The 4,299-nt window shown below is 43.8% G+C and carries 2 protein-coding genes and 2 pseudogenes; all 4 read right to left on the bottom strand.

The genetic code is table 11. The features are described from left to right. Positions 1-74: 74 nt before the first annotated feature. Positions 75-779: pseudogene (locus Q1A70_RS19075) on the bottom strand (winged helix-turn-helix domain-containing protein); the annotation flags it as partial. A gap of 295 nt (positions 780-1,074) precedes the next feature. Continuing rightward, a complete protein-coding gene (locus tag Q1A70_RS19080) occupies positions 1,075-1,698 on the bottom strand; it encodes a bifunctional 4-hydroxy-2-oxoglutarate aldolase/2-dehydro-3-deoxy-phosphogluconate aldolase (RefSeq protein ID WP_299695429.1) in 624 nt (207 codons plus the stop codon). A 30-nt stretch (positions 1,699-1,728) separates the two neighbouring features. Continuing rightward, positions 1,729-2,658 carry a sugar kinase gene (locus Q1A70_RS19085; RefSeq protein ID WP_299695431.1) on the bottom strand — a complete coding sequence of 310 codons (930 nt, stop codon included), beginning with the start codon at positions 2,656-2,658 and terminating at the stop codon, positions 1,729-1,731. Positions 2,659-2,783: 125 nt separating this feature from the next. Beyond that, a pseudogene (gene ltrA / locus Q1A70_RS20895) lies at positions 2,784-4,076 on the bottom strand (group II intron reverse transcriptase/maturase). Positions 4,077-4,299 lie beyond the last annotated feature (223 nt).

Raw genomic sequence — 4,299 nt, forward strand, 5'->3', positions numbered from 1 at the left:
AACTCAGTGCATTGTTTAAGAATTAGGCAACTATGGACCAGGCATGTCTTCTATCTGAATTAAGCAACAAAACCACTGTAAGGTGGTAAGTAATGAGGCTCGATATTGAGCACTTTGCCGCATTTTTTACCAGTTTTGACTGATGATAGGCAGCGCCATCAAGAACTAAGTGAACTTTTTACTTCAACGGGTAATGCTCCTTTTGAGCTTCCAGAAGAAGCGTACGATGCTCTCGCTGTTTATCGTGTCATACGTGTCTGTCACGGTTGCACCAATATTTTGAAGTGGTAACGCACGGATAATATTAAGACGAGTTCGACTGCCCGTTGTCTTAATCACTTTGTCTTGGCCTTTTCGTAGCGTCTTGTTGTAGTGCTCGATAAAGGCTTGCTGGATCTTTGGATTAAACTTGTGCGGCACACCTTTTGGCTTCTTATATGAGAAGCCATGATGATGTAACCACTTATTCATGCCAGCAACGGTATAGAGAATGCCAAACTCAGCTTGTACATAAGCGACAATTTGGTGGGTATGAAAGTACGTTTTCTCAGCCAGATGCTGATAAGTTGCATAGTTTGCTCAGCAGAAAGTCGGTTTTGGCTACCACCGTTTTCAAGCTTAAGTTTTTCAGAAAGAACACAATCACTGAGGTGGCGAGCAACGGTCGATTCGTGAATACGAAGCGCTTAAGAAATCATTGCCTAACTCCAACCTTCAAACGTTAGTAAAACCGCTTTGGTGCGGTCACGCACTCGACCATCACGAGTTGAGTCGTGCATCTTTTCAAGTAGCTATTTCTGTTGAGGAGTCAGTATTATTTTCATGGTACGTAGCATGATCCTGATTTCATCGACAATCAAGCATCTTCAATGATCACGGGTATAGCAAAGCTTCATCATTAGGTAGGATTTAATTCCATTGAATTACGCAACAAAGCCATGAAGAACCATTAACGATTGAAATGAGTTACTGAAAAATATTTAAGTAGACGAGCTATAAAAGATTAAAACAGTATTCATCACTAGGGGTTATCCTTAATGATGAATACTAAATTATTGATAATAAGACAGGAGTTTAATCGATAATCCCAGCAACTTCACGAACTAAAACCGCAAGCTCTTCCCACTTTTCGTTATCGATCAAATCGTTTGGCACCATCCACGTACCGCCACAAGCCAATACACTTGGAATCGCTAGGTAATAATTCACATTCTTAGGGTTCACGCCACCTGTAGGCATGAAATTAACTGGGTACACAGCTGTTAGCGCTTTCAGCATGTTAACGCCACCAGATGGTTCCGCAGGGAAGAATTTCAATGTGCGTAGGCCCATCTCCATCGCTTGCTCAACAAGACTTGGGTTATTCACACCCGGAACAATCGTTACATTACGTTGCTGACAGTACTTCACGGTTGTTGGGTTAAAGCCCGGACTAACCACAAAATCAACACCCGCTTCAATCGACAGATCAACTTGCTCCTTTGTCAGCACTGTACCTGAACCAATCAGCATTTCAGGGAACGCTTCACGCATTGCTTTGATGGCATCGAATGCTTGCTCAGTGCGAAAAGTGATTTCTGCACATGGCATACCATTCTCAATCAATACTTCAGCTAGCTTAGATGCTTTAGACGCGTCTTTAATTGCAATTACAGGTACTACTTTGATTTCAGATAACCTTTCATTCAATGTTTTCATTTTACTTCTCTTAATTTTTCTAAAATTCATTTAGATAGTTGGCATTGCTTCTGATGGAATAATCGCACCACGATATTGGATGACGGTTCCAGCAACCAGATGCCCTGTGCGTGCAGATTCACTCATATCACCACCAAGAATACGCTTAGCAAGATAGCCAGCACTAAATGAGTCACCCGCCGCTGTGGTATCAACAATCTTGTCAATTTTATTAGCAGCAACCGACTCAAACATGTCCTGATTCACAACAAAACACTCTTCACCACCGCGCTTCACAACAATTTCTTCTACGCCAAGCGCTAACGTACGATCAATGGCTTGTTGTTCCGTCTCATCGCCCCAAAGCAACACTTCATCATCAAATGTTAAAAACGCCATATCAGTGAGTAACAAAATTTCTTTATACACAGAACGAGCAACATCCAAATCACTCCATAGGGCTGGACGGAAGTTGTTATCAAACGCGATCTTCACCCCTTCATTGCGGCAAATCTTCAGTAGTTTAATAAGAGACTCTAAACAATCTTGTGGCAGAATCGCCAAACTGATGCCACTTAAGTAGATCATTTGATGCTGACAAAATTGATTGGCTAATGTTTCGACTGAATGATCACGTAACCAATATTTCGCCGCCGAGTCATTTCGCCAGTAATGGAAACTACGCTCACCATCGTCTGCAGTTTCAATCGCATACATACCCGGCAACTTGTCTTTAGATAAGTAGACCATCTCTGTATTGATCTTCTCTTCTTGCCAAGCAGTTAACATTTCTTGGCTGAACGAGTCTCGCCCTAGCCCGGTCACGTATGACGTGGTCACTCCATGCTGCTCAGTTAATCTTGACAGGTAAACCGCCGTATTTAGTGTATCACCACCAAAGCTCTGTTTTAGCTCACCTTGATTTTTGGTTAATTCAACCATGCATTCGCCGATTATAGCGACACGAGTAACTTGGCTCATAGGAAATCCTCTTAACGTTATTGAACTTATTATTACATAACAGGAAATAAAACAAAACGGTGGTTCATTTATTTTATTTCTTGAGTAGGAATCGAGTAGGAGGAGGCCTCACGGCCTCCGTCCTCTCACACCACCGTACAAGCGTGGGTCGCATACGGCGGTTCCGAATATACTTTCAGTGACTCATACCCATCTCGCAACGAGTATAACCCCAACTCATCGAACCATTTTATTGGCATGCCGTGATTAACCTGTGCCGTTAAAGCTAGATGCCACCAACCCTTATCTGACATCGCTAGCTTCCACGCATTACGCTCCGTTACACCTTGTCACTGTAACCATGTCGCTATGCTGTGTCTGCGTTTGCGCTGCTTTAGTCGGTAGCACCTTAGTCTACGCCGTATCCATTCATCTAAGCGCTGCATTGCACTTTTACGAACAGTAAGCTTGAAGTAGTGTTGCCATCCTCTTAGATATTGAGTTAACTCCGTGATTATCACCTGTAACTCTCGTCCTCGATTTCGCTTCGTTATTTTCCGCACTCGCTTCTTCATTTGAGCTTGTGCCGTCTTCGATATCCCGATTGTTCCATCTATCTGGAAGCGATGGCTTAGGTAAGTTCGCTTTGTCACTCTCGTTGCTGCACTGTTCTTACGGTTTACCGTCAGCTTTAGTTTCTGCTCCAAGAACTCCGTTATCGACTCTTTGACTCGATGAGCGGCTTCCTCACTACGCACGTAGATTTGGCAGTCATCTGCATATCGACAGAACTTATGCCCTCTACGCTCTAGCTCTTTATCCAGTTCATCTAATACAATATTTGATAGTAGCGGAGATAATGGCCCACCCTGTGGTGTGCCTCGTTGTCTCTACTCAACTTGTCCATGTCGCATTATGCCTACCTGTAGGTATGACCTAATTAGCTTTAGCACGCGTTTATCAGCAATATCTTGTGACAGCCTGTGCATTAGCCTATCGTGATTCACTGTATCGAAGTATTTTGCTAGGTCAATATCCACTACATAACCTCGACCCTCTCGGATGTAGCGACTGGCGGCCGCCAATGCATAATGCGCACTGCGGTTGGGTTTAAACCCGTAACTACTGTCGGAGAACTTCGGCTCATAGATACATGACAGCACTGATGTGATTGCCTGTTGGACTACCCTATCAAGGACTGTTGGGATACCTAATTGCCTTACGCCACCACTAGCTTTGGGGATTTTTACACCAAGAACAGGTTGAGGTTGATAGCTTCCATCCAGAAGATTCTGGCGAAGCTCTTGCCCGTTTGATGCCTATCGAAGTCTTGAGATAGTGGCGTTGATGTCGAGCTTGTCGACTCCTGCACACCCTTTGTTCTTCTTCACGCGTCTAAGAGCTTGATTCAAATTGGTTGAAGAGCAGATTTGCTCCATCAACGAAGTTGAGGTCACCAAGACTCGCCCTCCTGTCTACACCGACCATGCTTGTCATTCTTCGTATCCATGAGCTTTACTTGCGGTATTGCCCTTTGGGACGTAGAGATGAGTTTCATCTTGCTATGACTCCACATGATTGAGTGTCTAGGGCGTGTTGATCTTTGCTGTACATTCCGTGTTCAACAATACATCGGTAGCCACATCAACATGAATGCCAGCG

Source organism: uncultured Vibrio sp. (assembly GCF_947488985.1).
In the GTDB taxonomy this organism is placed as follows: domain Bacteria; phylum Pseudomonadota; class Gammaproteobacteria; order Enterobacterales; family Vibrionaceae; genus Vibrio.

Excerpts from the sequence above, each read along its gene's own strand:
- Q1A70_RS19080 (WP_299695429.1), bottom strand. The coding sequence starts at position 1,698 with ATGAAAACATTGAATGAAAGGTTATCTGAAATCAAAGTAGTACCTGTA.
- Q1A70_RS19085 (WP_299695431.1), bottom strand. The coding sequence starts at position 2,658 with ATGAGCCAAGTTACTCGTGTCGCTATAATCGGCGAATGCATGGTTGAA.